25 protein-coding genes are annotated in these 24,589 nt (G+C 66.1%); 18 read left to right on the top strand and 7 right to left on the bottom strand.

The genetic code is table 11. From position 1 onward, the window contains the following. Positions 1 to 104 precede the first annotated feature (104 nt). Positions 105 to 1,955 (top strand): excinuclease ABC subunit UvrC, encoded by a 1,851-nt coding sequence (gene uvrC / locus C556_RS0109380; protein ID WP_373279202.1) that lies wholly within the window; start codon positions 105 to 107, stop codon positions 1,953 to 1,955. Positions 1,956 to 2,178: 223 nt separating this feature from the next. Here uvrC and C556_RS0109375 read toward each other — a convergent pair whose 3' ends face one another. After that, positions 2,179 to 2,634, bottom strand: a complete 456-nt coding sequence (locus C556_RS0109375; protein ID WP_018747989.1) for a DUF4442 domain-containing protein — start codon at positions 2,632 to 2,634, stop codon at positions 2,179 to 2,181. 138 nt (positions 2,635 to 2,772) lie between these two features. Here C556_RS0109375 and pgsA point away from each other — a divergent pair, with 138 nt between their 5' ends. The 14 genes from pgsA to rfaE1 all read left to right on the top strand — a co-directional run bounded on the left by pgsA (position 2,773) and on the right by rfaE1 (position 16,116). Beyond that, on the top strand, positions 2,773 to 3,342 hold the full coding sequence (gene pgsA, locus C556_RS0109370; protein ID WP_018747988.1) for a CDP-diacylglycerol--glycerol-3-phosphate 3-phosphatidyltransferase: 570 nt from the start codon (positions 2,773 to 2,775) through the stop codon (positions 3,340 to 3,342). A 4-nt stretch (positions 3,343 to 3,346) separates the two neighbouring features. Next, positions 3,347 to 4,513, top strand: coding sequence for an MFS transporter (locus tag C556_RS0109365; RefSeq protein ID WP_018747987.1), 1,167 nt, complete (start codon positions 3,347 to 3,349; stop codon positions 4,511 to 4,513). A gap of 136 nt (positions 4,514 to 4,649) precedes the next feature. Beyond that, the gene (gene aroF, locus C556_RS0109360) at positions 4,650 to 5,666 is read left to right on the top strand and encodes a 3-deoxy-7-phosphoheptulonate synthase (protein WP_018747986.1); all 1,017 of its coding nucleotides are present in this window, start codon (positions 4,650 to 4,652) and stop codon (positions 5,664 to 5,666) included. A 202-nt stretch (positions 5,667 to 5,868) separates the two neighbouring features. Continuing rightward, positions 5,869 to 6,534, top strand: coding sequence for an META and DUF4377 domain-containing protein (locus C556_RS19935; RefSeq protein WP_083930528.1), 666 nt, complete (start codon positions 5,869 to 5,871; stop codon positions 6,532 to 6,534). A gap of 86 nt (positions 6,535 to 6,620) precedes the next feature. Further along, entirely contained in the window at positions 6,621 to 7,496 is an 876-nt protein-coding gene (locus C556_RS0109350; RefSeq protein WP_245559231.1) for a prephenate dehydrogenase, read from the top strand. Beyond that, complete coding sequence (gene mgrA / locus C556_RS0109345; RefSeq protein WP_018747983.1) at positions 7,493 to 8,479, top strand: L-glyceraldehyde 3-phosphate reductase; 987 nt, start codon at positions 7,493 to 7,495, stop codon at positions 8,477 to 8,479. Before C556_RS0109350 ends, mgrA begins: the two co-directional genes overlap by 4 nt. Before the next feature lie 178 nt (positions 8,480 to 8,657). Next, positions 8,658 to 9,326, top strand: a complete 669-nt coding sequence (gene cmk, locus C556_RS0109340) for a (d)CMP kinase (protein ID WP_018747982.1) — start codon at positions 8,658 to 8,660, stop codon at positions 9,324 to 9,326. Positions 9,327 to 9,495: 169 nt separating this feature from the next. After that, positions 9,496 to 11,169: a 30S ribosomal protein S1 gene (gene rpsA / locus C556_RS0109335; protein WP_018747981.1), complete on the top strand. Its 1,674-nt coding sequence runs from the start codon at positions 9,496 to 9,498 to the stop codon at positions 11,167 to 11,169. Positions 11,170 to 11,181: 12 nt separating this feature from the next. Beyond that, complete coding sequence (locus C556_RS0109330) at positions 11,182 to 11,466, top strand: integration host factor subunit beta (protein ID WP_018747980.1); 285 nt, start codon at positions 11,182 to 11,184, stop codon at positions 11,464 to 11,466. A gap of 171 nt (positions 11,467 to 11,637) precedes the next feature. After that, the gene (locus C556_RS0109325; protein WP_018747979.1) at positions 11,638 to 11,943 is read left to right on the top strand and encodes a LapA family protein; all 306 of its coding nucleotides are present in this window, start codon (positions 11,638 to 11,640) and stop codon (positions 11,941 to 11,943) included. A 24-nt stretch (positions 11,944 to 11,967) separates the two neighbouring features. Beyond that, the gene (lapB, locus tag C556_RS0109320) at positions 11,968 to 13,143 is read left to right on the top strand and encodes a lipopolysaccharide assembly protein LapB (protein ID WP_018747978.1); all 1,176 of its coding nucleotides are present in this window, start codon (positions 11,968 to 11,970) and stop codon (positions 13,141 to 13,143) included. Positions 13,144 to 13,167: 24 nt separating this feature from the next. Next, positions 13,168 to 13,872, top strand: coding sequence for an orotidine-5'-phosphate decarboxylase (gene pyrF, locus C556_RS0109315; protein ID WP_018747977.1), 705 nt, complete (start codon positions 13,168 to 13,170; stop codon positions 13,870 to 13,872). Then, positions 13,869 to 15,185 (top strand): UDP-glucose dehydrogenase family protein, encoded by a 1,317-nt coding sequence (locus C556_RS0109310; protein ID WP_018747976.1) that lies wholly within the window; start codon positions 13,869 to 13,871, stop codon positions 15,183 to 15,185. Before pyrF ends, C556_RS0109310 begins: the two co-directional genes overlap by 4 nt. Continuing rightward, complete coding sequence (rfaE1, locus tag C556_RS19930; protein WP_018747975.1) at positions 15,163 to 16,116, top strand: D-glycero-beta-D-manno-heptose-7-phosphate kinase; 954 nt, start codon at positions 15,163 to 15,165, stop codon at positions 16,114 to 16,116. The genes C556_RS0109310 and rfaE1 overlap by 23 nt, the downstream gene beginning before the upstream one ends. Before the next feature lie 58 nt (positions 16,117 to 16,174). On the opposite strand, the gene C556_RS0109300 is transcribed toward rfaE1, so the two are convergent. The 6 genes from C556_RS0109300 to fdxA all read right to left on the bottom strand — a co-directional run bounded on the left by C556_RS0109300 (position 16,175) and on the right by fdxA (position 20,065). Continuing rightward, positions 16,175 to 17,926 (bottom strand): GGDEF domain-containing protein, encoded by a 1,752-nt coding sequence (locus C556_RS0109300; protein WP_018747974.1) that lies wholly within the window; start codon positions 17,924 to 17,926, stop codon positions 16,175 to 16,177. Positions 17,927 to 18,090: 164 nt separating this feature from the next. Then, on the bottom strand, positions 18,091 to 18,540 hold the full coding sequence (gene rplI, locus C556_RS0109295) for a 50S ribosomal protein L9 (RefSeq protein ID WP_018747973.1): 450 nt from the start codon (positions 18,538 to 18,540) through the stop codon (positions 18,091 to 18,093). Positions 18,541 to 18,558: 18 nt separating this feature from the next. After that, complete coding sequence (gene rpsR / locus C556_RS0109290; RefSeq protein WP_018747972.1) at positions 18,559 to 18,786, bottom strand: 30S ribosomal protein S18; 228 nt, start codon at positions 18,784 to 18,786, stop codon at positions 18,559 to 18,561. Positions 18,787 to 18,796: 10 nt separating this feature from the next. Continuing rightward, positions 18,797 to 19,102, bottom strand: a complete 306-nt coding sequence (gene priB, locus C556_RS0109285) for a primosomal replication protein N (protein WP_018747971.1) — start codon at positions 19,100 to 19,102, stop codon at positions 18,797 to 18,799. Continuing rightward, positions 19,103 to 19,474, bottom strand: a complete 372-nt coding sequence (gene rpsF / locus C556_RS0109280) for a 30S ribosomal protein S6 (RefSeq protein ID WP_018747970.1) — start codon at positions 19,472 to 19,474, stop codon at positions 19,103 to 19,105. A 267-nt stretch (positions 19,475 to 19,741) separates the two neighbouring features. Beyond that, complete coding sequence (gene fdxA / locus C556_RS0109275; RefSeq protein WP_018747969.1) at positions 19,742 to 20,065, bottom strand: ferredoxin FdxA; 324 nt, start codon at positions 20,063 to 20,065, stop codon at positions 19,742 to 19,744. Positions 20,066 to 20,149: 84 nt separating this feature from the next. On the opposite strand from fdxA, the gene gluQRS reads away from it, so the two are divergent. The 3 genes from gluQRS to C556_RS19925 all read left to right on the top strand — a co-directional run bounded on the left by gluQRS (position 20,150) and on the right by C556_RS19925 (position 24,585). Next, on the top strand, positions 20,150 to 21,067 hold the full coding sequence (gluQRS, locus tag C556_RS0109270; RefSeq protein WP_018747968.1) for a tRNA glutamyl-Q(34) synthetase GluQRS: 918 nt from the start codon (positions 20,150 to 20,152) through the stop codon (positions 21,065 to 21,067). Between the two features lie 201 nt (positions 21,068 to 21,268). Further along, the gene (locus C556_RS0109265; protein ID WP_083930527.1) at positions 21,269 to 23,932 is read left to right on the top strand and encodes a motility hub landmark protein FimV; all 2,664 of its coding nucleotides are present in this window, start codon (positions 21,269 to 21,271) and stop codon (positions 23,930 to 23,932) included. Then, entirely contained in the window at positions 23,932 to 24,585 is a 654-nt protein-coding gene (locus C556_RS19925) for an energy-coupling factor transporter transmembrane component T family protein (protein ID WP_018747966.1), read from the top strand. Before C556_RS0109265 ends, C556_RS19925 begins: the two co-directional genes overlap by 1 nt. Positions 24,586 to 24,589 lie beyond the last annotated feature (4 nt).

The following is a 24,589-nucleotide window of genomic DNA, read 5'->3' as shown; positions in this document are numbered from 1 at the left end:
TCACGGTATTCATACCGCAGCGCGTCCTGCGCCTTGCCGCACACCGGCACTGCCTCGAACGCTGTCGTGAAAAGGCTTTGAACAGGCTCTAGAATAGCCCGCCTATGCCCAACGATCCGTCCATGACCGAACCCGCCCCGTCGCGCGAGCAGCGCCTGCTCGATCACGTGAAGACCCTGCCGAACCTGCCGGGGGTCTATCGCTATCTCTCGGCCGACGGCACGGTGTTGTACGTGGGCAAGGCGCGCGATCTGAAGAAGCGGGTCAGCTCGTATTTCCAGAAGACCGACCTTTCGCCGCGCATCCGCCTGATGCTGGGGCAGGTGGAGCGCATCGAAACCACCGTGGTGCGCTCCGAGGCCGAAGCGCTGGTGCTGGAAAACAACCTGATCAAGGCGCTGGGGCCGCGCTACAACATCCTGTTTCGCGACGACAAGAGCTACCCCTACCTGGTGGTCACCGGCCACCGCTATCCGCGGCTGGCGTACTACCGGGGCGCGCTGGACAAGCGCAACCAGTATTTCGGGCCGTTTCCCAACGGCTACGTGGTCAAGGAATCGATCCAGCTGTTGCAGAAGGTGTTCAAGCTGCGCACCTGCGAGGACACCGTGTTCGCCAACCGCTCGCGCCCCTGTCTGCTGCACCAGATCAAGCGCTGCTCGGCGCCCTGTGTCGAACTGGTCGACCAGGAGCAGTACCGCGCCGACGTGAACCACGCCGTGCTGTTCCTGCAAGGCAAGGCCAACGAATTGCTGGCCGACCTGGAGGCGCGGATGCAGGCCGCGTCGGAAGCCTGGGATTTCGAGACCGCCGCCGCGTTGCGCGATCAGATCCAGGCGCTGGCCAAGGTGCAGGAGCGCCAGTTCGTCTCCAGCAACACCAACGAGCTGGACGCCGACATCGTGGCCTGCGTGGCCGACCGCGGCATGCTGTGCGTGAACCTGGCGATGGTGCGCGGTGGCCGGCACGTCGGCGACAAGAGTCTGTTCCCGTCGCATGCGGACGACTACGGCCCGACCGAGGCGCTGTCGGCGTTCCTGGCGCAACATTACCTGGACCGCAACGTGCCGCCGGTGGTGATCTGCCATCCGGCGCCCGACGATGCGGCGGTGCTGGCCGAGCTGCTCAGCGAGCAGGCCGGGCGCAAAGTGGTGCTCAACTGCAACCCCAACGGCGAGCGCCGCGTCTGGCTGGACATGGCGCGCAAGAATGCCGAGTTCGCCATCCTGCAACGCGCCAGCCAGGCGGCGAGCCAGGCCGGGCGGCTGACCGCGCTGGTCGAGGCGATGAACCTGCCCGAAGAGACCCAGCGCATCGAGTGCTTCGATATCTCGCACACCATGGGTGAGGCCACCGTGGCGTCCTGCGTGGTGTTCGACCGCGGCGATATGCAGCCCAAGGAATACCGGCGCTACAACATCGAAGGCATCACCGCCGGCGACGACTACGCGGCGATGAAGCAGGTACTTACCCGGCGCTACGGCAAGATCGCGGCGGGCGAGGGCGTGGTGCCCGACCTGATCCTGATCGACGGCGGCAAGGGGCAGTTGACCCAGGCCGAGGAGGTGCTGGCCGAAGTGGGGCTGACCCAGCCGATCCTGCTGGGCGTGGCCAAGGGCGAGACGCGCAAGGCCGGCCTGGAGCAACTGATCGTTGCCACCAGCCACGAGGTGATCCGCCTGCCGGCCGACCACCCGGGCCTGCACCTGATCCAGCAGATCCGCGACGAATCGCACCGCTTCGCCATCACCGGCCACCGCGCGCGGCGCGCCAAGGCGCGGGTGGCGTCCAGCCTCGAAGAGATCGACGGCGTCGGCCCCAAACGCCGTCAGCGGCTGCTGTCGCGCTTCGGCGGCCTGCAAGGCGTGAAGGGTGCCAGCGTGGAAGACCTGATGCAGGTCGACGGCATCAACGCCGAACTGGCCGAGCGGATCTATGGGGCGTTGCGGGGGTGAGGTGGGGGCAAATCTGTAGACATGGGAAAAATCTGTAGACACAGAGATCAGGGAGAACACAGAGCACACAGAGAAAGACCTTCAAAATCTTGAGGGCGAGGGCAAAAGTCTTGGGTTCATCGATTGGCCTCTCTGGAGCAACGAGTCACCTTCAACTTCTTTTGCCTTTCTCCGTGCTCTCTGTGTTCTCCCTGATCTCTGTGTCTACAGATTTACCGCCACCTCACCCCCGCGCCGCCGGCTTGCGTCGCACGTAGAGCGTTTTGTGCACCCGTGCCACCACCTGGTCCGCGTCGTCGCGGATATCCACTTCGAACTCGGGCAGGTATTTGGCGCCGTCGGCGGTGCGGGCGCGGATGTCGGCCAGCGTGGCGTCGTCCAGCGCGAAGCGCGCGGTGAGTCTGCCGCGCCCCGGCTTGATGAAGTCGATGCGCGCGGCCTGGTCCCACACGTAGTACTCCGGCCCCATCAGGTGGATCAGCATCAGCATGAACCACGGATCGGTCATGGCAAACATGCTGCCGCCGAAATGGGTGCCCACGTAGTTGCGGGTATACCAGCGGGCCCGCAGCTCCACGTCCACCTGGCGCCAGTCCGCGGCGATGCGCGTGGCGTGGATGCCGGTGAACAGGAAGGGCGGCCAGAGGTTGATCAGGTGACGGGCCGTGTTGGCTCTCATGAAAGGCTCCAGTGAACGCGGCCACGTTCTCAAACGATCGTTTGATTGTCAATGCGGCCCATCCCGTGGGAAACGCCTTCTTCGCCTGCGCGGCGGTAGTCGCTAGAATGTCGCCTTTGCCGCAGCCCGGACCGACGTATGCCCCTGAACCTGCCCATCCTGCTGACCTGGCTGCGCGTCGCTCTGATTCCGGTCTTCGTCGGGCTGTTCTACCTGCCCGATACGCTGCTGGCGCCGATGGTGAAGAACGTCTGCGCGACGCTGATCTTCGCCGTGGCCGCGCTGACCGACTGGTTCGACGGCTTCCTCGCGCGGCGCTGGAACCAGACGTCCAGTTTTGGCGCCTTCCTCGATCCGGTGGCCGACAAGCTGATGGTCGCCGCCGCGCTGATCCTGCTGGTGGAACTCGATCGCGCCGCGGCGTGGCTGGCGGTGATCATCATCGGCCGCGAGATCACCATCTCGGCGCTGCGCGAATGGATGGCCCAGTTGGGCAAATCGCGCAACGTGGCGGTCGCCTATATCGGCAAGCTCAAGACCACGGCGCAGATGGTCGCCATCCTGTTCCTGCTGTGGTGGGGGCCGCTGGTGCCCGGCATGTCCACACCGCTGATCGGCACCATCGCCCTGTACGTGGCGGGCGTGCTGACCATCGTTTCGATGTTCTACTACCTGCAGGTGGCGGCACAGCAGTTCCGCGAACAGTGACCGCATGACGGCCTCCCGGACCGCCGGTCTGTTCGCGATCGGCGGTTTCTATTTCTGCTACTTCGGCTTCACCGGCCTGTTCCAGCCCTACTGGGGCGTCTACCTCGCCGCGCTGTCGTTTCCGGCGTGGCAGATCGGCATCCTCACCTCGCTCACCCAGATCAACCGCATCTACGCCCCGGCGATCTGGGGCTGGCTGGCCGACCGCACCGGGCGGCGCGCGCTGATTCTGCGCATTGCCGGGCTGGGCGGGCTGGCCGGCTTCATCGGCCTGCTGTTCGTGCAGGGCTTCGCGGGGATGTTCGCCGCGCTGCTGATCGCCACCTTCTTCTGGAGCGCGGCGCTGCCGCTGGTCGAAGCGCTGACCATGACCCTGCTGCAAGGCGATGGCGGCCGCTACGCCCGGCTGCGGGTGTGGGGCTCGATCGGCTTTATCGTGTCGTCGGTGCTGGCGGGCTACTGGATGCAGGCGATGGGCGTCGGCGTGCTGCCGGCGACGGTGGTGGCGGTGATGGGCGGGCTGGCGCTCTATGCCTGGCTGCTGCCGCAGCCGCCGACGGTCGCGCCGCACCCGACGATGCAGCGCGTCGGCTTCGGCGACATCCTGCGCCGGCGCGAAGTGCGCACCGTGTTCGCCGGCTGCTTCCTGATGCTGCTGTCGCACGGTCCGTACTACAGCTTTTATTCGATCTACGTCACCGGCCACGGCGTGGCAGCGGGCCACATTGGGTGGCTGTGGACGGTGGGGGTGCTGGCCGAAGTGGGCATGTTCATGGCGATGGGCCGACTGGTGCAGCGCTGGTCGCTGCGCACGCTGTTCCTCTCGACCTTCGCCGTCGCCGGCGTGCGCTGGCTGCTGGTGGGCTGGGGTGTGTCGTCGCTGCCGCTGCTGCTGTTCGCACAACTGGGCCACGCCTTCACCTTCGCCGTCTGCCACGCCACGGCGATGAGCTACGTGCACCGGCATTTCGCCGGGCCGCATCAGGCCAAGGGGCAGGCGCTCTACATCGGCGTGTCGTTCGGCGCCGGCGGCAGCCTGGGTGGCCTGCTGGCCGGCGTGGCGTGGGATGCCTGGGGCGGCCGCTGGGTGTTCACTGCCGCGGCCGTGGTGGCGCTGGTGGGCTGGCTGGTCTGCGCCATCGGCCTGCGACGCGACGCGACCGCGGGCTGAGCATCCGTTCCGCCGTCGTGGCAATCCCACCGGGACTTGGCGGCGGGAAGCCGCTATTCTCGGGCTTGCCCCAATGGTATTGCGCTGCCGCATCGCCTAAGGTGGTCCCGATATTCCTTGCCCTCGTAGAGATCCCATGATCATCGTCATGCAACTGCACGCGACCGACGAACAGGTCGCCAACGTCGTCGAACACATCCGCGCCGCCGGCTTGCGCGAGCACGTCTCGCGCGGCTCCGAACTGGTCATCATCGGCGCCATCGGCGACGAGAACAAACTGGATGTCGGCCGCTTCGAGCGCCTGTCCGGGGTGGAGCGCGTCAACCGCGTCACCAAGCAGTACAAGATCGTCTCGCGCGATTCGCACCCGGCCGGCTCGGTAGTCAAGGTGCGCGGCCTGGCCATCGGCGGCCCGCAGATCCAGGTGATCGCCGGCCCCTGCTCGGTGGAGACCCAGGAACAGATGGACGTGGCTGCCGACGCGGTGGCCGCGGCGGGCTGTCGCATGATGCGCGGCGGCGCCTTCAAGCCGCGTACCAGCCCCTACGCCTTCCAGGGCCTGGGCGTGACCGGGCTGGAGTACTTCCAGGCGGCGGCGCGTCGCCACAAGTTGCCGGTGGTGACCGAGCTGATGGACATCCGCATGCTCGACACCTTCATGGAATACGACGTCGACGTGATCCAGATCGGCGCGCGCAACATGCAGAACTTCGACCTGTTGAAGGAAGTGGGGCGGGTCAACAAGCCGATCATCCTCAAGCGCGGCCTGTCGGCCACCATCAGCGAATGGCTGATGGCCGCCGAGTACATTGCCGCCGGCGGCAACCACAACATCATTTTCTGCGAACGCGGCATCCGCACCTTCGAGACGGCCTACCGCAACGTGCTCGACATCACCGCGATCCCAGTGCTCAAGCGTGAGACGCACCTGCCGGTGATCGTCGATCCCAGCCATGCCGGCGGCAAGGCGTGGATGGTGCCGGCGCTGGCCCAGGCCGCCATTGCCGCCGGCGCCGACGGCCTGCTGGTCGAGATGCATCCCAACCCCTGCGACGCCTGGTGCGACGCCGACCAGGCGCTCAACCCGGACGAACTCAAGCAACTGATGGTCACGCTGGGCGCCATTGCCGGCGCCGTCGGCCGCAGTATCTGACCCGCGCCGCCACCCGCGGCGCGTGGTCTTTCTTCCATCCCACAAGGATCCATTGATCACATAAGAGCGGCTAACAAAACCCAGCGTAGCGGTCCTGGCATGAAGCGCCAAACGCAGACAGTACAAGGCGTACGGCAAGTGAGGCTCGGCGCCCCCGCGCGACGCTGCCAGGAGGGTTTTGTTAGCCGCTTTAAGGAGCAAAATGATGCGTATCCCCCTGCTGATCGCGGCTGTTGGCGCCGCCTCCCTGATGCAGATCGCCCAGGCGCGGTCGCTGCTCGACGGTGAATACAACCTCACCCGCGCGGTGGTCGACGGCCGGGTCTCCCGCCCGGCCGAGCCCGGCCTGGAAGTGCGCATCGATGGGGATCGCATCAGCGGTCATTCCGGCTGCAACCGCTTCATGGGCCAGATCCGCTACCTGAACGGCAACCTCCGGATCGGCCCGCTGGCCGGCACCCTCATGGCCTGCCCGGAGGCCGGGCAACAGGCGCTGGAGCGCGACGTGCTCGCCGCGCTGCAGGCCGCCAAGTCGTTCGGCCTGGACAGCGCGCGCCACGCCGTGGTGTTGCGCGGCGGGCAGGGCGAACTGGTCGAGCTGAAGCGCGCCGAGCCGGCCGCGACCAAGGTGCTGTACATCGCCCCGGAAACCCGCCCGTGCAGCGGCGTGGGCAAGATGGAATGCCTGCAGGTGCGCGAAACGCCGGACGCCGACTGGCAGTTGCTGTACCAGGGCATCGACGGCCTGGAGCGCGAACCCGGCGTCGCCTACACCGTGCGCGTGCGCGAGGAGAAAGTGGACAACCCGCCGGCCGACGCACCCGACCGCCGCCTGGTGCTGATCGAAGTGCTGGAAAGCACGCGCTGAGCCGCACCGCGGCGCCCGGCGCGGCCCGTTCCGGCATCGGTTAACATGTCGGGCTTTTTCTTTTTTCTGACGGATCAGGCATGACCATGGTGCGCAAACTCGTGCTGCTGGGCACGGGATTGATCGGCGGCTCGTTCGCCTTGGCGCTCAAGCGCATGCGGCAGGTGGAGCACGTGGTCGGCGTCGGCCGCAACCTGGCCAACCTGGAGCGCGCGCTGGAGCTGGACGTGATCGACAGTGCCTGCCAGGACGCCGCGCAGGCGGTTGAAGGCGCCGATCTGGTATTGATTGCCACGCCGGTGGGACAGATGGGACGGCTGATGCAGGCCATCGCGCCCGTGCTGGCGCCCGACTGCCTGGTGACCGACGCCGGCTCCACCAAGGGCGACGTGGTGGCGTTGTTCCGCGAACACCTGGGCACGCGGTTGGCGCAATGCGTGCCGGGCCATCCCATCGCCGGCTCCGACCTGTCCGGCGCCGCCGCCGCCCGCTATGGTCTGTACGAAGGCCGGCGCGTGGTGCTGACCCCGCTGCCGGAAACGACGCCGGACGCGGTGGCGCGGCTGGAGGCGTTGTGGCGGCTGTGCGGCGCCGAGGTGTATCGCATGACGCCGGCGCAGCACGATTCGATCTTCGCCGCCGTCAGCCACGTGCCGCACCTGGTGGCGTTCTCCTACATGAACGCGCTGCTCGAACGCGACAACATCGACGCCTGCCTCGACTTCGCCGCCACCGGTTTTCGCGATTTCACCCGGATTGCCGGATCGCACCCCGACATGTGGCGCGACATCGCGCTGGCCAACAATCGGCCTATCCTGGACGACCTGCGCCGCAACGTGGCGCAACTGCAAGCATTGATCGGCCTGATCGAGCGCGGCGACGCCGCCGCCCTGACCGGTTTCATCGAGCGCGCCAGCCGGGCCCGCGTTGCCTGGGATGCGCGCGACAAGGAGAAGCAATGATGGTGTATCAAGCCAACCCGGCGCGCTACGAGCGCATGCCGTATCGCCCCTGCGGCCGCAGCGGCCTCAAGCTGCCGGCGATCTCGCTGGGCATGTGGCACAACTTCGGGGCCAACAAGCCCTACGACAACAGCCGCGCCATGGTGCTGGCCGCCTTCGACGCCGGCATCACCCACTTCGACCTCGCCAACAACTACGGTCCGCCGCCGGGATCGGCCGAGCTGACCTTCGGCCGCCTGCTGGCGACCGACCTCAAGCCGTACCGCGACGAACTGCTGATCTCGACCAAGGCCGGCTGGGAAATGTGGCCCGGCCCTTATGGCGATCTCGGTAGCCGCAAGTACCTGATGGCCAGCCTGGATGCCAGCCTGAAGCGGCTCGGCGTGGATTACGTGGACGTCTTCTATTCGCACCGCCCCGATCCCGACACCCCGCTGGAGGAAACCATGGGCGCGTTGGACAGCGCGGTGCGGCAGGGCAAGGCACTCTACGTCGGCATCTCGTCGTATTCGCCGGAGCAGACCCGCGAAGCCTCGCGCATCCTGCGGGAACTGGGCACGCCGTGCCTGATCCACCAGCCGGCGTTCTCGATGTTCGACCGCTGGATCGAGCGCGGATTGACCGACGTGCTGCGCGAGGAGGGCATCGGTTCCATCGCCTTCTGCCCGCTGGCGCAGGGTCTGCTGACCAGCCGCTACCTGAACGGCATCCCGGACGATTCGCGCGCCGCGGCCTCCGACAACCCGTTCCTCACCCCGGACAACGTCCAGACCCGTCTGGCGCAGATCCAGCAATTGGACCGCATCGCCCAGGCGCGGGGCCAGAGCCTGGCGCAGATGGCGCTGGCGTGGGCGCTGCGCACGGTGACCTCGGTGATCATCGGCGCCAGCCGCGTCGAGCAGATCCACGAGAATCTGGGCGCCATCGACAACCTCGAATTCAGCGCCGAGGAACTGGCCGCGATCGAGGCGATCCTGGCCTGAACGCGCGATCGTGACCATCCGCCACACCGCCCGCTGAATTTGCTGTACGCGGGCGCCAACCCGGCTACAATCGAACGAGCCGGCAGGTACCCCCTGCCGGTCTTGTTTTTTCCGCGCCCCGGCAACGAGGCGCCGATGCCATCGTGTCCCGGCTGGCCGGGCCAGCGGGAGACCGAACATGAATCTGATACCCATCATCGCCATCGACGGCCCATCGGCCTCCGGCAAGGGCAGCGTCGCGCAGCGCGTGGCCGAGGCGCTGGGCTTCCACTTCCTCGATTCCGGCGCGCTGTACCGCCTGACCGCGCTAGCGGCCGGGCGGCGTGGCGTCAACTGGGACGACGAAGTCGGCGTGGCCGGCGTGGCCGTGGCGCTCGACGTGTCGTTCCAGGGCGAGCACGTACTGCTCGATGGCGCCGAGGTGGCGCACGCGATCCGCAGCGAGGACATCGGCGTCGGCGCGTCCCGCGTGGCCGCGCTGCCGGCGGTGCGTGCCGCGCTGCTGGAACGCCAGCGCGCCTTTGCCCGCATGCCCGGCCTGGTGGCGGACGGGCGCGACATGGGCTCGGTGGTGTTTCCCGACGCCGCGCTCAAGGTATTCCTCACCGCCAGCGCCGAAGTGCGCGCCGAACGGCGCTACCGACAGTTGCTCGAACGGGGCGAAGAGGCCGATCTGGCGGCGATCACCGACGACCTGCGCGCCCGCGACGAACGCGACCGCGCGCGCGCCGTGGCGCCGCTGATGCAGCTGCCCGACGCCCGTCCGCTCGATACCAGCGGCCTCGGAATCGACCAGGCGGTGGCGCAGGTGCTGGCCTGGTGGCGGGAAGTTCACGTAAACGCTTGATCGCAAAAAGAGAAATCTCTAAAATCCACGGATTGCCCTGTCGTAGGGCAATCTGGCGCCGGTGGCACGCAAGGTGCGGCCGGCAACGTGCAACCAACCCCTGCTCCCGCGTTCCGCACGGGAGTGTTTGGAAAACTCCTTAATGACTACTGCTACTCTGTCCGGCTCCATGGAGAGCTTTGCCGCCCTGTTCGAGGAAAGCCTCAAGAACCAGGAAATGCGTTCTGGCGAGGTGATCACCGCGGAGGTCGTCGGTGTCGACAACAATTTCGTCACCGTCAACGCCGGCCTGAAGTCTGAATCCCTGATCCCCCTGGAAGAATTCAAGAACGACCGCGGCGAAGTCGAAGTCAAGGTCGGCGATTTCGTTCCGGTGGCGATCGACAGCCTCGAGAACGGCTACGGCGAAACCAAGCTGTCGCGTGAAAAGGCCAAGCGTCTGGCCTCGTGGATCGAACTGGAAGATGCCCTGGAGAAGGGCGCCGTGATGACCGGCGTGATCTCGGGCAAGGTGAAGGGCGGCCTGACCGTGATGGTCAGCGGTCTGCGCGCCTTCCTGCCGGGTTCGCTCGTCGACATCCGCCCGGTGAAGGACACCACCCCGTTCGAAGGCAAGCAAATCGAATTCAAGGTGATCAAGCTCGACCGCAAGCGCAACAACGTGGTCGTTTCCCGTCGTGCCGTGCTGGAAGAAAGCCTGGGCGAAGAGCGTCAGAAGCTGCTCGAAACCCTGAAGGAAGGCGTGGTGGTGAAGGGTGTGGTCAAGAACATCACCGACTACGGCGCGTTCGTCGACCTGGGTGGCATCGACGGCCTGCTGCACATCACCGATCTGGCCTGGCGCCGTGTCAAGCACCCGAGCGAAGTGCTCGCGGTGGGCGACGAAGTCGAAGCCAAGGTCCTCAAGTTCGACCAGGAAAAGAACCGCGTTTCGCTGGGTCTGAAGCAACTGGGCGAAGATCCGTGGGTCGGCCTGTCGCGTCGCTACCCGCAAGGCACCCGCCTGTTCGGCAAGGTGACCAACCTGACCGACTACGGCGCGTTCGTCGAGATCGAGCAAGGCATCGAAGGTCTGGTGCACGTGTCCGAAATGGATTGGACCAACAAGAACGTCCATCCGTCCAAGGTCGTGTCGCTGGGTGACGAAGTCGAAGTGATGATCCTCGACATCGACGAAGAAAAGCGTCGTATCAGCCTGGGCATGAAGCAGTGCATGGCCAACCCGTGGGACGAGTTCGCCGAGAACTTCAAGAAGGGCGACAAGCTGAAGGGCGCGATCAAGTCGATCACCGACTTCGGCGTGTTCGTCGGCCTGCCCGGTGGCATCGATGGCCTGGTGCACCTGTCCGACCTGTCGTGGCACGTGCCGGGCGAAGAAGCCGTCCGCCAGTTCAAGAAGGGCGACGAAGTCGAGGCGCTGGTCCTGTCGATCGATACCGACAAGGAACGCATCAGCCTGGGCATCAAGCAGCTGGAAGGTGATCCGTACAGCAACTTCGTGTCGACCATCGACAAGGGCGCCATCGTCAAGGGCACCGTCAAGTCGCTGGACGCCAAGGGTGCCGTGGTTGCCCTGACCGACGACGTGGAAGGCTACCTGCGCGCGACCGAAGTCTCCCGCGACCGCGTGGAAGACATCCGCACCGTGCTGAAGGAAGGCGACGAAGTCGAAGCCATGATCATCAACGTCGATCGCAAGAACCGTTCGATCAACCTGTCGATCAAGGCCAAGGACCTGGGCGAAGAGAAGGCTGCCATCAGCCAGCTGTCCTCCGACGCCACCGCCGGCACGACCAACCTGGGCGCGCTGCTGAAGGCCAAGCTTTCCGGCTCCGCCGAATAAGGGATCGTCGTCGTGACCAAGTCCGAACTCATCGCCAAGCTCACCGACCGCTACCCGCAGTTGGTGGCCAAAGATGCTGAGTTGGCCGTCAAGACCATTCTCGACGCGATGGGCAAGAGCCTGGCTCAAGGCCGTCGCATCGAGATTCGCGGCTTCGGCAGCTTCGACCTCAACTATCGTCCTCCGCGTACGGGGCGCAATCCGAAATCCGGCAGCAAGGTCGAGGTTCCGGAGAAGTTCGTTCCGCACTTCAAGGCCGGCAAGGAATTACGGGAGCGCGTCGACGCGCTGCTGTGATCCACCCGGCTGGAGAACAAACGGCACGCCCTGGGCGTGCCGTTTTTTTTTGCCCGTGGAAAATCACCGTCCGTGACGGCGCGAGGGCATGCATCCCCGGGGCTTCCCGCATGGGCCGCCGGCCGGCGAATCGGCTACAATGGCGGCACTTTGAATCGTGCGAGCCCGCCCATGCGTTACCTGCTCTGGCTGATCAAGTTCCTGCTGTTCGTCGTGCTGTTCGGCTTCGCCATGCACAACGCCGAACCGATCGCCTTGAAATTCTTCCTGGGCTACACATGGGAAGCGCCGCTGGCGCTGGTCCTGTTGGTGTTCTTCGTGCTGGGCGCCCTGCTGGGGCTGACCGCGGCGCTGGGGCAGGTGGTGCGGCAACGCCGCGAACTGGTGGCGCTGCGCAAGGAATTGCGCGGCCGCAACGTGCCGCAGCAGCCCGCCGCACCCGACCCCTTGCTCGAACAGCCGCGCGACGCCCTCTGAGCGCGCCGAACCCGAACCCCGACCATGTCCGATTTTCCCTATTGGTGGCTGATCGCACTGCCCGTGTTCTTCGGCCTGGGCTGGCTGGCCGCGCGCATCGACATCAAGCACGTGCTGTCCGAAACCCGTTCGCTGCCGGCCGCCTATTTCAAGGGCCTCAACTTCCTGCTCAACGGGCAGACCAACCAGGCGGTCGATGTCTATGTCGACATCGCGCGCCACCACGCCGAAACCATCGACCTGCAATTCACGCTCGGCCACTTGTTCCGCCGCCGCGGCGAGCTGGAGCGCGCCATCCGCATGCACCAGAAGCTGCTGGCCCGGCGCGACCTGACCGATACCCAGAAGCAGTCGGCCCAGTTCGAACTGGCCAAGGATTTCCTCAAGGCCGGGCTGTTCGATCGCGCCGAGGCGCTGCTCACCGAGTTGCAGCACACCGAATACGCACGGCAGGCGCGCAGCGAACTGCTGGCGGTGTACCAGCAGGAAAAGGATTGGCAGAAGGCCATCGACATCGCGCAACACATGCGCGACGAAAGCCACAGCTACCAGCACGAGATCGCGCAATTCCATTGCGAACTGGCCGAGCAGGCGTTCGTGCGCTCGCAGCCGGATCTCGCCTTGCAGCACCTGGAGGCCGCGCTGGCGGAGAACCGCCAGTGCGCCCGCGCCAAGCTGCTCAAGGGCGAGATCGAGCAGGCCGCCGGCGACGTCGAGCAGGCGATCCGCAGCTGGCTGGAGATCGAAAGCCAGGACGTGCTGGCGATGGCCCTGGTCGCCCGCAAGTTGCTGGCCGCCTACGACGCGCTGGGCCGAGGCGACGAGGGCACCCAGTTGCTGATGCGCATGCTCCAGCAGTATCCCGAACTGGACGTGCTCGACCTGATCTACGAGCGCCTGATGGCGCAGCGCGGCCTGGATACCGCCTACGAGTTCGTGCGCGAGCAGCTCAAGGCGCATCCCACCATGCCCGGCCTGCGCAAGGTGCTGGAAGCCCACCTGCTGGTGGCGCCCGATGACCAGAAGTACGAGCTGGAGATCATCGGCAAGCTGCTGACCGAGGCCACCCGCGAGCAGACGCTCTACTACTGCAGCACCTGCGGCTTCAAGGCCCGCCAATACTTCTGGCACTGCCCGGCCTGTTCCGAATGGGAGACCTATCCCCCGGTACGTGGCCGGAAGAATCGCGGTGCCGCCTGATTTTCTTTTCCGAGTAACACACCCATGACCGTATCGGATTCGCGCATCGTCGTTGCGCTGGATTACCCGGACGCCGCCGGTGCGCTGGCTTTCGCCGAGCGCGTGTCGCCGGCGCTGTGCCGGCTCAAGGTCGGCAAGGAGCTCTTCACCGCCGCCGGCCCGCAACTGGTGGAGCGCCTGGTGGCGCGCGGCTTCGATGTCTTCCTCGACCTGAAATTCCACGACATCCCCAACACCGTCGCCCAGGCGTGCAAGGTGGCCGCCGGGCTCGGGGTGTGGATGGTCAACGTGCACGCCTCGGGCGGGCGCAAGATGATGGAGACCACTCGCGAGGCGCTCGAAGCGCTGCCGCAGCGCCCATTGTTGATCGCCGTCACCGTGCTCACCAGCATGGACGCCGCCCAGTTGGCGGAGATCGGCCTGCCCGCGCCCGAGGTCCAGGTGGAGCGCTTGGCGCGCCTGACCCGCGATTGCGGGCTGGACGGCGTGGTGTGCTCGGCGCAGGAAGCCGCCATGCTCAAGGCCGCCTGCGGCCAGGACTTCAAGCTGGTCACGCCCGGCATCCGCCCGGCCGACGCCAGCCTGGACGACCAATCGCGCGTGATGACGCCGCAGGCTGCCGTCGCCGCCGGCGCCGACTACCTGGTGATCGGCCGCCCCATCACCCGTAGCGACGATCCGGTCGCCACGCTGCAAAGGATTCGCCAATCCATCGAGGTTACCGCATGAAAATCACCGTCATCGGATCGGGCTACGTCGGCCTCGTCACCGGCGCCTGCCTGTCGGAGCACGGCAACGACGTGCTCTGTCTGGACCTGGACCCGCGCAAGATCGAGATGCTGCAACGCGGCGAGATCCCCATCTACGAGCCGGGGCTGGAAGAGATCGTGCAGCGCAACGCCGCCGCCGGCCGCCTGCGCTTCACCACTGACATCGCCGAATCGGTGGCGCACGGCACGGTGCAGTTCATCGCCGTGGGCACGCCGCCGGACGAGGACGGCTCCGCCGACCTGCAATACGTGCTGGCGGCCGCGCGCAACATCGCGCGCCACATGACCGATTACAAGGTGGTGGTGGACAAATCCACGGTGCCGGTCGGCACCGCCGACAAGGTTCGGGGCGCCATCGACGACAGCCTGCGCGAGCGCGGCGTCGCGCTGCCGTTCAGCGTGGTGTCCAATCCCGAATTCCTCAAGGAAGGGGCGGCGGTCGAGGATTTCATGAAGCCGGATCGCATCGTGGTCGGCGCCGACGACGAGCGCGCCATCCACATCATGCGCAGCATCTACCAGCCGTTCCAGCGCAACCACGACCGTACCCTGGTGATGGATGTGCGCTCGGCGGAACTGACCAAGTACGCGGCCAATGCCATGCTGGCCACGCGGATCTCGTTCATGAACGAACTGGCCAATCTGGCCGAGGTGCTGGGCGCCGACATCGAGCTGGTGCGGCGTGGCATCGGCTCCGATCCGCGCATCGGCTACAGCTTCCTCTACCCAGGCGTCGGCTACGGTGGCTCGTGCTTCCCCAAGGACGTGAAGGCGCTGTGCCGCTCCGCCCAGGAGAACGGCATGGACCTGCGCGTGCTCACCGCGGTGGAAGAAGCCAACGACGCGCAGAAGCTGCGCCTGGTGCGGAAGGTGGTGGCGCGTTTCGGCGAGCAACTGGCCGGCAAGCGTTTCGCACTGTGGGGCCTGGCGTTCAAGCCGCGCACCGACGACATGCGCGAAGCGCCCAGCCTGGTGATCATCGACGAACTGCTCAAGCGCGGTGCCACGGTCTGCGCGTTCGACCCGGTGGCCGCCAAGGAAGCGCGCCGCATCCTGGGCGAGCGCATCGACTACGCAACCAGCCCGATGGGCGCGCTCGATGGCGCCGACGCGCTGCTGGTGGTGACCGAATGGAAGGAATTCCAGGCACCCGATTTCGAGCGCGTCAAAGCCCTGTTGAAACAGCCGGTCATCATCGACGGGCGCAACCTGTTCGACCCGCAAACGGTCAAGGCATACGGATTCGACTATGACGCCATTGGACGGCGCTGACATCGCGCAATTGCAACAGGCCATCGCCGGCGCCCGGGTGCTGGTGGTGGGCGACGTGATGCTGGACCGCTACTGGTTCGGCGACGTGGAGCGCATCTCGCCGGAAGCCCCGGTGCCGGTGGCGCGCATCCGCCGCAGCGAAGAGCGTGCCGGCGGCGCGGCCAACGTCGCACGCAACATCGCCGCGCTGGGTGGGCAGGCCACCCTGCTGGCGGTGGTGGGCGACGACGAACCCGCCGCCAGCCTGGAGCGGCTGCTGCGCGACAACGGCGTGACCACCTACCTGCACCGCGACCCGCAGATCGCCACCACGGTGAAGCTGCGGGTGCTGGCCAAGCAACAGCAGTTGCTGCGCATCGATTTCGAGGAGATGCCCAGCCACGAAGTGCTGATCAGCAAGCTGGACGAATTTCGCCGGCAGCTCGCCACCACCGACGTGGTCATCCTGTCGGACTACGGCAAGGGCGGCCTGAAGCACGTCGAGGCGATGATCGAGGCTGCGCGCGCCGCCGGCAAGCCGGTGCTGGTCGACCCCAAGGGCGACGATTATGGCCACTATCGCGGCGCCACCTTGCTGACGCCGAACCGCGCCGAGTTCAAGCAGGTGGCGGGACAATGGCGGGATGATGCCGATTTCGACCGGCGCGCGCAGGCCTTGCGCGCGCAGTTGCAGCTCGACGCGCTGTTGGTGACGCGCAGCGAGGAGGGCATGAGCCTGTTCGGCGCCGACGCGGTCCATCACATCCCGACCGTGGCACGCGAGGTGTACGACGTGTCCGGCGCTGGCGATACGGTGATCGGTACGCTGGGTCTGATGCTGGCCGCCGGGCTGCCGCTACCCACGGCGATGGAATGGTCGAACCGCGCCGCCGGCATCGTGGTCGGCAAGCTGGGGACGGCGGTGGTGCATCCCGAAGAACTGTTCGCCTGACAGGCGCGCGCCCACAAAAAAGCCGGACTTCATGTCCGGCTTTTTTCGATCGCAGCGCTCAGGACACTTCCACCCTGTTCTTGCCCGCCTGCTTGGCGCGGTACATCGCATCGTCGGCGCGGCCGATGACCTTGAAGCGATCCTCGCCGGGCTGCGCCAGCGTCACGCCGGCACTGAAAGTGATCAGCAGCTTGCGGTTCTCGTGCAGGAAGAAGCGTCGCGTCAGCTCGCGTTGCAGCCGTTGCAGTACCTGCACCGCCGCGTCCAGGTCGGTGTCGGGCAGCAGCAGCACGAATTCCTCGCCACCGTAGCGCGCCACGACGTCGGTGGGGCGAAGCAGGTCGGAAATGACGCGCACCAGGTGGACCAGCGCGCGGTCGCCGGCGGCGTGCCCCTGCATGTCGTTGAGCTGCTTGAAGTTGTCCAGGTCCAGCAGGGCCACCGCCAGGGGCGCGCCGGTGCGCTCGACCCGCGCGGCCTCGACCTCGAAGCTTTCCTCCAGGCCGCGGCGGTTCAGTGCACCGGTCAACTGGTCGGCGCGAACCTGTTCGCTGATCTTGCGCAGCTCCTGTTCCAGTTCCTTGGCGCGCGCGTCCGATTGCTCGGCCTGCCGTCGCGCCAGCAGCAATTCGTCGCGGCTGCGCTGCACGTCCAGTTGCATCGAACGGGTGTCCTGCACCAGATGTTCCATCACCGTGCGCAGGCTGGAGATGTCCTTGGCCTGCTGGATCTGGTCGGCGTAGCCGCTGATGCGGTTGTGGTACTGGCTGGTGGAGTCGGACAGAAAGCCCAGGCGGTCGACGAAGGTGGCGATCATGTTCTTGATGGCGCTTTGCGCCTCCAGCAGGTTCTGCTTGAGCAGGCTCTGCTTGTAGATCACCTCTTTCAGCCCGATCTCGGCGTCGTAGATCAGGTTCATGTCCAGCGGGCGCGCCATGATGTGCTGCAACACGGCGATCTGGCCATGCAGCCAGTCGTCCTCGACCACCAGCTCGCCCATGTTGTCGGCCAGCAGGCGCAGCAGGTTGAGCAGGCCGTCGCACAGGCGCTGCTCCTGGTCGTTGGCCAGTTCCAGGCGCAGCCAGAACTTCTTGAGGCGGGGCAGCAGCAGTTGCAGGTCGGCCTCGCTGGCGACAGCGCGTGCTTCGGTGACCAGCGCCAGCGTCTCCGCCGCCAGATCGGGGTAGGCGGTCAGCCGGCCGGCGACGCCGAGTTCCAGTGCGCCGCTCAGCGCATCGCGCCAGTCGCTCCAGGCGAGGCTGCCTTCGGGAATCGCGCCGGCGGCATCCGGCGGTGGCCCGCCCAGCGCTTCGGAGAAACTGCTGTCGGGCGTGGATTCGCTCCAGGCGCGGACCAGACCGTCCAGCTTGCTGTTCAGCTCCTCGCTGTTGTTGCCGAAGTTGATCAACACCCGTTGCAACGACTCGCGTTTCTGCCCAAGCGTATAGCCGCCGCCGCGCGCGTCCCATTGCCGGATCAGCTCGCGGATCAGGTCTGCCCAGCCGCGCGCCAGGTGTGCCTGGCCGTTCTGCTGTTGCAGCGCGCGGACCAGGGCGTCCGGCACTTTGTCCCACTGACCTTCGCGGCTGGCATCGCGCAAGGTCTCCTGGCTCCGCCGCAATTCCGGGGTCTGGCGGGGCAGGGCGAGCAACATCTTCTCCAGCATGGGCAGCAGCGGGTGCTGCCGCTCCACTTCCGGCGTGCCGGCGATGGTGTGGTAGATCTCTTCGTAGTGATCGGGGGTCGGGACCATGCGCCGCACCGCGAGCTGCTTCAGCGTCTCGCGGGCGATCTCGGTTGGATTGCTCAATGGTGGCATCGCGGGTGGACAGTCGTTTTTTGCGGCGAGGAACCGGCGATCGGTTCGCCCAAGCTTGCAATTATAGGGCGAGCAGGCGTTCTGCCGAACAAGGCCACAAAAAAACGGAGGAGTCTTACGACTCCTCCGTTCGGTGTTGCGAGCAAAACCCTGGATCAGGCTTCGCCAACGACCACCACGCGCACTTCGACATTGACGTCGTGGTGCAGCGACAGGGTGACGTTGTATTCGCCGATGGCCTTCAGCGGGCCTTCCGGCAGGCGGACTTCGAACTTCTTCACGGCCACGCCCGAAGCGGTCACGGCGTCGGCGATGTCGGAGGTGGTCACCGAACCGAACAGGCGGCCATCCACGCCAGCCTTTTGCGCGATGGTGATCGAAGCGTCCTGCAGCTTTTCGGCGCGGGCCTGGGCAGCGGTCAGGATATCGGCCTGACGGGCTTCCAGCTCGGCGCGGCGGGCTTCGAATTCCTTCAGGTTGGCTTCATTGGCGCGCTTGGCCTTGCCTTGCGGGATCAGGAAGTTACGGGCGAAGCCGTCCTTCACCTTGACCACATCGCCCAGGGAACCCAGGTTGGCAACTTTCTCGAGCAGAATGATTTGCATGGTGTTGTTCTCCCCGGATCAGTGCAGGTCGGTATACGGCAGCAGGGCCAGGAAACGGGCGCGCTTGATGGCGGCCGACAGCTGACGCTGGTAACGGGCCTTGGTGCCGGTGATGCGGGCCGGGATGATCTTGCCGTTTTCGGCGATGAAATCCTTCAGGATACCGATGTCCTTGTAGTCGATTTCCTTGATGCCTTCGGCGGTGAAGCGGCAGAACTTTTTCCGCTTGAAGAGATTGCGAGACATGGTGTTTACCTCAATTCAACAATTCGTATTCGTCGATATGCAACACGAGCCGATCCGGATAGCGTTGGCTGGACGCGGCGAGAAAACCCTTCACCACCAGCGTCTGTCCCAGCGGCAGGCGACTGAGGGCAATGCCCGTCTGTCCTACCGCCACGGCCTTGACCGCCGCCTGAGCCCGGCGCTGCGCGCCGTTTTCCTGTTGTTGCGATTCGTGACTGATGACCAGTTCCTGGATCGCAACCCCGGCGGGGGTGTAACGCAGGGCAGGCAATTCGCTCAGCGTGCCGCCCAGAAGCACTCGGTTGCGTGACAGCACTTAGGCCGCGACTTGGCCTTCCTGGCCGGCCGGGGACGTCAGCGACTTGGACTTCTCTTCCTTCATCATCGGGGAAGCCTCGGTCACAGCGTGTTCCATCTTGATGATGAGGTGGCGCAGAACCGCGTCGTTGAACTTGAATGCGTGTTCGAGTTCGTCCAGGGTTTCCTGGCCGATCTCGATGTTCATCAGCACGTAGTGGGCCTTGTGGATCTTCTGGATCGGGTAGGCCAGTTGGCGGCGGCCCCAGTCTTCCAGGCGATGCACGCTGCCGTTGCCGGCAGTGATGATGGCCTTGTAGCGATCGATCATCGCGGGCACTTGCTCGCTTTGATCGGGGTGTACGATGAACACGATCTCGTAATGTCGCATGGATGCTCCTTGTGGGTTACAGCCTGCCGTCAGCGACGCCGGTCAGGCAAGGGAAGTAAGCCCGCGAGTATAGAACGTTTCCGCGTTCCGTCTCAAGTACGGGCTTGAGGCGGCTAACAAAACCCGGCGCAGCGGTCCTGGCAAGGAGCGCGAAACGCAGGCAGTGCGAGGAGTACGGCAAGTTCGCGCGACGTCGCCAGAAGGGTTTTGTTGGCCGCTCTTGACGAAAACGGCCCGCTCGGCGGGCCGTGGGCAACTTTGGCAGGCTCAGCGCTCGACCAGGTGGATCTTGCCGACGACGCCGGCCCACTGTTCGTGATCGGCCAGCGGATCCTTCTTCTCGACGATGGTCGGCCATTCCTTGGCCAGCTCGGCGTTGAGCGCGATATAGCTTTGCATTTCCTCGGGCACGTCGTCCTCCGCGTAGATCGCCTCCACCGGGCACTCGGCCACGCACAGCGTGCAGTCGATGCACTCGTCCGGATCGATCACCAGGAAGTTCGGGCCTTCGTGGAAGCAATCGACGGGACAGACATCCACGCAATCGGTGTACTTGCACTTCACACAGGCGTCGGTGACTACGTAGGTCATGAAGGAAATCCTTTCAGGAAAACGGGCGGATGCCGGAAAATAGCCCACTATTTTAACAAAGCCTGTCGCGACAAGAGCAACAACGTGGCCGCTTCTTCCGCTTCGCATCCCGCGCCCCGCTATCGGGGCCGCTTCGCGCCCAGCCCCACCGGCGATCTGCACCTCGGTTCGTTGCTGGCCGCCGTGGCGAGCTACCTGGAGGCGCGCGTGCGGGGCGGGGAGTGGCTGCTGCGTATCGAAGACCTCGATCCACCGCGGGTGATGGCGGGCGCGGCGCAGCGGATCATGGCGGCGCTCGAGCATTACGGGTTCGAGTGGGACGGCGAGGTCGTCTGGCAGAGCGCGCGGCTGGATCGCTACGAAGCGGCGCTGGCCCGGTTGATCGAAGCCGGGGCGGTCTATCCCTGCACCTGCTCGCGCAAAGAGGTGGCCGCCATTGCCCACGCCGGTGTCGAAGGGCCGGTCTATCCCGGCACCTGCCGCGCGGGCATGGCCAAAGGGCGCCCGTTACGGGCCTGGCGCGTGCGGGTGGACAACGAGCCCATCGTCTACCATGACGCAGTGCAGGGTGCGTGCAGTCAGCGTCTGCAGTCGGATGTGGGTGATTTCGTGGTGCGGCGCGGCGATGGGTTGTTCGCCTATCAACTGGCCGTGGTGGTCGACGACGCGGAGCAGGGCATCAATGCCGTGGTGCGTGGCGCCGACCTGCTGGATTCCACGCCCAGGCAGATCCATCTGCAACGCCTGTTGGGCTACCCGCAGCCGAGTTATGCCCATGTGCCGGTACTGGTGAACGAGCGGGGCGAAAAGCTCAGCAAGCAGACGCTGGCGGCGCCGTTGGACCGGCAGCGGCCGGGTGAATCGCTCTGCCGGGTGCTGGGGTTGCTGGGGCAGGCGCCGCCAGCGGAACTGGCGCGAGGCGGTCTGACGGAATGTTGGAACTGGGCGTTTGCGCACTGGCGTATGCAATCTGTTCCGCCACAACGTCATATCGAATGCTAATTAACAGATATTCGGCGTAATTTGCCGATTGGCCGTACTTGACGGAAAAAGTATGGTGCGGTGCGAAGTTTACGGGCTGAATTGGCGGTCTTTGCCATATCCGCAACACCGTGCGTCGAGCCCTTGCTCTGCCTTGCGTGGCCGTGATGGCAGATGATATGTTCACCACCCTGTGTAAGCTGCGTATATCGGCCGTAATAAATGAGCCAACTGGGGGGAATCGTGCTGAGCAAACCAAAAATCAAGGCCTGCGTTTTGGCCATGATGCTGGCCACGCCGTTAATAGCAAATGCGGCTGGGCTGGGTCGGCTGAACGTGCAATCCGGCCTGGGGCAGCCGTTCCGTGGCGAAATCGACCTGGTGTCGGTGGCGCCCGACGAGGCCGATTCGCTGGTGGTCAGCCTGGCGTCCCCGGCGGCTTTCGCCACCGCGCAAATCCAATATCCGCCACCGTCGCTGGGCCTGCGCCTGAACATCGAGAAGCGCGCCGGCGGCCAATATTATGTGGCGGTCAGTTCCAATCAGCCCATCAGCGAGCCGTTTCTGGACCTGCTCGTCGAACTCAATTGGGCCAATGGACATATCCAGCGCGAATACACCGCGCTGATCGATCCGGTCGACTACAACACCACCCGTCCCAGCGCCACCGCCGCGCTGCCGGGCCGCCTGTCGGGCAAGACGCCCGCGCCTGCTCCTGCCGCGACCACTCCGCGCCCGGCCGCCGAGCAGCCCAGCCGTCCGTCGCGTGCCGCGGCGGCGCCTCAGGGCGAGGCTGGTGAACAGGCGGGTGCCGACCAATACCGCGTCAAGGCGGGCGATACGCTGTCGTCGATCGCCGGGTCGGTCCGCCCCGAGGGCGTCAACCTGGATCAGGTGCTGGTCGCCCTGTATCGCAACAACCAGGATGCCTTCTCCGGCAACATGAACCGGCTCAAGCGCGGCAAGATCCTGCGCGTGCCGGGCCGCGACGAGATCGCCGCCATTCCGCGCGCCGAAGCCGCCAAGGAAATCCGCTTGCAGTCGGAGAACTGGCGCGCCTATCGCCAGCGTGTGGCCGACGCGGCGGTGACCGGACCGAGCGCCGAGCAAGGGCAGAGCGCATCGGGCAAGATTTCCGCGCAGGTCGAGGACAAGGGCACGACCCAGGCCGAAAACCGCGACACCCTGCGTCTGTCCAAGGGCGTCGACAAGGGTGGCAAGGGCGATGCGCAGGCGCGCATCCGCAGCCTCGAGGAAGAGGCCGTGGCACGCCAGAAGGCGTTGACCGAGGCCAACGAGCGTGTCGGCGAACTGGAAAAGACCGTTCGCGACATGGAGAAGATGCTGGCGATCAAGGGGCAGGGCAAGGCCGTGCCCACGCCGACGCCGACCAAGGTCGTGCCGACCCCGACGCTGCCGCCGGAGCCCACCGCTGCCCCGACACCGGAGCCCACGCCGACGCAGGCCGCCGCTTCGGCCGCCGCGGCGGTGACCGCATCCGCCGCCGCCGCGCCGGTGGCCAGCGAGCCCGCCTCGGCGCCTGCCAAGAAGAAGCGCCGCGCGCCGGTGCAGATCGAGGCGCCGGTCGAAGAGGAATCCTTCCTCGACAGCCTGTTGAGCAATTCGATGCTGTTGCTGGGTGGCGCCGCCGTGCTGGTGCTCGGTGTCGGCGGCCTGCTGTGGGCGCGCCGTCGTCGCCCCGCCGTGTTCGAGGACAGCATCATCACCGGTGGCGACCTCAAGCCGAACACCGTGCTGGGCAATACCGGCGGCGCGGTCATCAGCACCCAGCCGACCGAGAACTCGTTCCTGACCGACTTCAGCCGCCAGGGCCTGGGCACCATCGATACCGACGAGGTCGATCCGATCGCCGAGGCCGAGGTCTACATGGCCTATGGCCGTGACACCCAGGCGGAGGAAATCCTCAAGGACGCGCTGTCCAAGGACCCGACGCGCAACGAAATCCGCATGAAGTTGCTGGAGATCTACTCGGCACGCAAGGACCGCACCTCCTTCGAGGAGATCGCCGCCGATCTGTACGCCAGCACCAACGGCCATGGCCCGGTGTGGGAGCAGGCGTCGTACCTGGGCCGCAATATCGATCCGGAAAACCCGCTGTACGCCCGCAAGGATGGCCGTGGCGGCGCGCCCGATGCGCACGGCTTCGTCGACACCACGCCGGCCGCACCGCTGGCGGCGGGGGCGGCCGTCGCTGCCGCTGCCGTGGCGGCACCCAGCGCCGCGCTGGATCTGGATCTGGGCTTCGACGAACCGGCGCCCGCGCCGCATGTCGAGCCGGCCCCCGAGCCTGTCCCGGCACCCGCCGCCGACCTGAATTTCGACCTCGACGCCTTCGTCGTGCCGGAAGAGACCGGTGTACCCGCCCAGACAGGTGCGCTCGACACGTCGTTGGAACTGGACGTGCCGGCCCCGGCTGCCGCGCCCGAAGAGTTCAACGATCTGGACTTCAATCTCGACCTGGATCGTCCGACCCTGGCCGAGCCGGCCATCGAGGCGGCCCCCGAGCCCGCGGTGACGCCTGCGCCGGTCGCGGACTTCGACCTGGATATCTCGGCGCTGACGCCGTCCGCCGAACCGCCGGCGGGTAGCGAAGGCATCGACCTCGACTTCGACTTCAACCTGGACGATACCGCTGTGCCCGCTGCCACGAAAACGCCCGCACCTCCACCGATCGACCTCGATCAGGACACGGTCAACGAGCTGGATTTCTCGGCCGAGGACCCGGTGCAGACCAAGATCGACCTGGCTCGCGCCTATATCGACATGGGCGACGTGGAAGGCGCGCGGGAGATCCTGCAGGAGGCGCTGTCCGAAGGTAACGCGACGCAACAAGGAGAGGCGCGCGGCCTGCTCGATTCGCTGTGATGAACACCGGCCATGCCTGGGCCCATCCGGCCCAGCGCATGCTCTGCTGGTTCTGGGTGGCGTGTGGCGTGCAGTGGATGCAGCCCACGCCACTTTGTTTTGGGGTCGCCATGGCTGCGCTCTGGTTGCTGTGGCGCACGCCGCGCCGGCTGTGGCAACTGCTGCGGCGCATGCGCATGCTGCTGCTCGCCATCGTCCTGGTGTACGGCTGGAGTGTGCCGGGCCAATACCTGTGGCCCCATCCCTGGTCGCCGACCCACGAAGGGCTGGAGGCAGGCGCGACCCAGGGACTGCGCCTGCTCGGCGTGGTGCTCACCTTGCAATGGATGCTGGGCGGACTGTCGCGCGAGCGATTGTTCGACGGTATGTACGTGCTGGCCGCACCGCTGGCCTGGCTGGGGCTGGACCGACGCCGGGCCGCGTTGCGGCTGGCGCTGACCCTGGCCTACGCCGATCGGTTGCTGGGGGAGCGCCCGGGCTGGCGCAGCGTGTGGCAGGCGCTGGCCGACGGTCGGGAGTGGGACGTCGAGGCGCCCGTTGCCTTACAATGGCCGCCTTCCGCCCTCGGGGCGCGACAGCGGGCCGTGCTGCTGCTCGTGTTGCTGGGGGTGATCGCCACCCTGTTGTGCCTGTTGAGCCCGTTTCCGTCTTGATCCA

This window comes from Chitiniphilus shinanonensis DSM 23277, assembly GCF_000374805.1.
Taxonomy (GTDB): Bacteria; Pseudomonadota; Gammaproteobacteria; order Burkholderiales; family Chitinibacteraceae; genus Chitiniphilus; species Chitiniphilus shinanonensis.
This window is presented reverse-complemented; position numbering and strand designations above follow the sequence as displayed.